We start from the raw sequence: 2,379 nt of genomic DNA, 5'->3' as shown, positions 1-2,379 counted from the left end.
TTTCGGTGATCCCGAACATGTTGACGAACTCGACCGCCGGTTGCGGGTCGGGTTGGTAGGTCAACGCCTCGCCGCCGAAGATGACCAGCCGGACGGTGGGTGGGAGCGGGCCGAGGTGCCGGAACGCCGACGGGGTCTGGTTGAGCACCGTGACCTGCTGTTCGGCGAGCAGCGCGGTGAACGCGGCGGGGTCGCGGGCTTGGTCGTGTCCGACGATGACGACCCGGCCGCCGGTGAGCAGTGCGCCCCAGAGTTCCCAGACGGCGAAGTCGAATGCCGGGGAGTGGAACAGGGTCCACACGTCGTCGGGTCCGAACCCGTACCGGCCGGTGGTCGCGGCGATCAGCGCGGTTACTGAGCGGTGGCCGACGATGACGCCTTTCGGGGTGCCGGTCGACCCGGATGTGTAGATGACATAGGCCGGTAGTCCCGGGTCGACCCGCCGGCCCGGATTGTCGTCGCGCACTCCGGCCGGGACGTCGACCTCGGTGAGCACCACGTGCGGGGCGGCGTCGTGCAGCAGGGTGTCGATGCGTCCGTCTGGGTGGTGCACGTCGATGGGTAGGTAGGCGGCGCCGGTTTTGAGTACGCCGAGCATGGCGATGACGAGGTCCGCTGAGCAGGGGATCCGGACTGCGACTACCGTGCCGGGTCCGGTCCCGGCCTCGAGCAGCGACCAGGCGACCCGGTTCGCGGCCGTGTTCAGCTGGGCGTAGGTGAGGTTGTGTGGGCCGTCGACGACGGCGACCGCGTCCGGCTGGCCGGCGGCCTGGGCCTCGAACACCTCCACAATCGACGACGGCGCCACCGACATCCCCGCGTCGTTGCACTCGGCCAGCCACGCTCGCTGCGCGGCGTCCAACACCGGCAGCTGCGATACCGGCGCATCCACGTCGGCGGCCGCGCCGGCCAGCAACACCGAGAACCGGGCGGCCCAGTCCGTCACCGTGGCGTGGTCGAACAGGGCCGTGCTGTATTGCAGGGCCGCGGTCAGCGTTTCCCCGCCGGCATCCAGGACGGTCAGGGTCAGATCCCACTTCGCCGACGATCCCTCCGGAGCCCAGCCCCCGCCGTCGCCGCCGGTGGTGGCGTAGGTGAACACGGTGTCGATGAGAGGGGTGCGGGATCGGTCGCGGTGGTGGACGAGTTCGTCGACGAGTTGTTCGAAGGGCAGGTCTTGGTGGGCGTAGCCGTTCAGGGCGGTGGTCCGGGTGCGGGCCAGCAGTTCTGCGAAGGTGGGGTCGTCGTCGAGTTGGGTGCGTAGGACGAGGGTGTTGACGAAGAACCCGATCAGCCCCTCGGTCTCCGCTCGGCCGCGCCCCGCGACCGGGGTGCCGATCAGGATGTCGTCCTGGCCGGTGTGTCGGGCCAGGAAGAGGGCGTAGGCGGCGGTCAGCGTCATGAACATGGTGGTGCCGTGTTGCCGGGACAGTTCCCGCAGCCGGGTCGTCACGTCGGCCGGGATCGTGAACTCGACCAGGCCGCCGGCCGCTGACCGCACCGCCGGGCGGGGCCGGTCCGTCGGCAGTTCCAGGACCGGCGGGTCAGCGAGCTGGGTCCGCCAATACCCCAGCTGGGCGTCCAACACTGGTCCGGCCAGCCACTGGCGCTGCCACACCGCGTAATCCGCGTACTGGATCGGCAGTTCCGGCAGGGATGCGCCGGTGAGCAGGGCGGTCAGTTCCCGGCGGAGGATGTCGGCCGACCACGCGTCAGTGATCACATGGTGCATCGTCAACACCAGCTGGCTGCCACCCTCGGCCGGTCGCACCAACGTGGCGCGCAACAACGGGCCCGCCGCCAGGTCGAACGGCGTCTGGGCCTGCCGGGCGAGGAGCATGCGGGCGTCGTCGGCGGTTGCCGTCTCGAGGACCTCCAGCGGGACCGGGGCCGGAGAATCGATGACCTGGTAGGCGACGCCGTCCGAGCCGGCGACCAGGCGGGTCCGCAGGATCTCGTGCCGTGCCACGACCGCGGTCAACGCCGTCGTCACGGCCGCCGGATCGATCGGGTCGGCGAGCGGGATGACCGTCGAGACGTGATATTCGACCGTGTCGGGATCGAGCTGCTGCAGGAACCACAGGCGCTGCTGCGCGTAGGAGAGCGGCAGCGGCAGGTCGCGATCGGCCGGGGTGATCGGCGGCGCGGCCGGGCCGGTGGCGGCGTCGATGACGATGGCGAGCTCGGCGATGGTCGGGTGGTCGAACATGGTCGCGGTAGCCAGGTCGATGCCGAGCATCGAGCGGATTCGGGAGATGACCTGGGTGGCGAGGAGGGAGTGTCCGCCGAGGTCGAAGAAGTCGTCGGTGGTGGTGATGTGGTGGTGGTGGAGGAGTTCGGTCCAGATGTTGGTGAGGAGTTCTTGGGTGGGTGTGAGTG

At 69.9% G+C, this 2,379-nt stretch carries 1 protein-coding gene; it reads right to left on the bottom strand.

From position 1 onward, the window contains the following. Positions 1 to 2,379, bottom strand: a 2,379-nt coding sequence (locus ABD901_RS58360; RefSeq protein ID WP_345144972.1) for a condensation domain-containing protein, incomplete at both ends; no start/stop codon positions are given.

It is taken from the genome of Dactylosporangium darangshiense (genome assembly GCF_039537565.1).
Lineage (GTDB): Bacteria > Actinomycetota > Actinomycetes > Mycobacteriales > Micromonosporaceae > Dactylosporangium > Dactylosporangium darangshiense.
The sequence above is the reverse complement of the archived record's forward strand: the minus strand, read 5'-3'. Positions and strand labels throughout refer to the sequence as shown.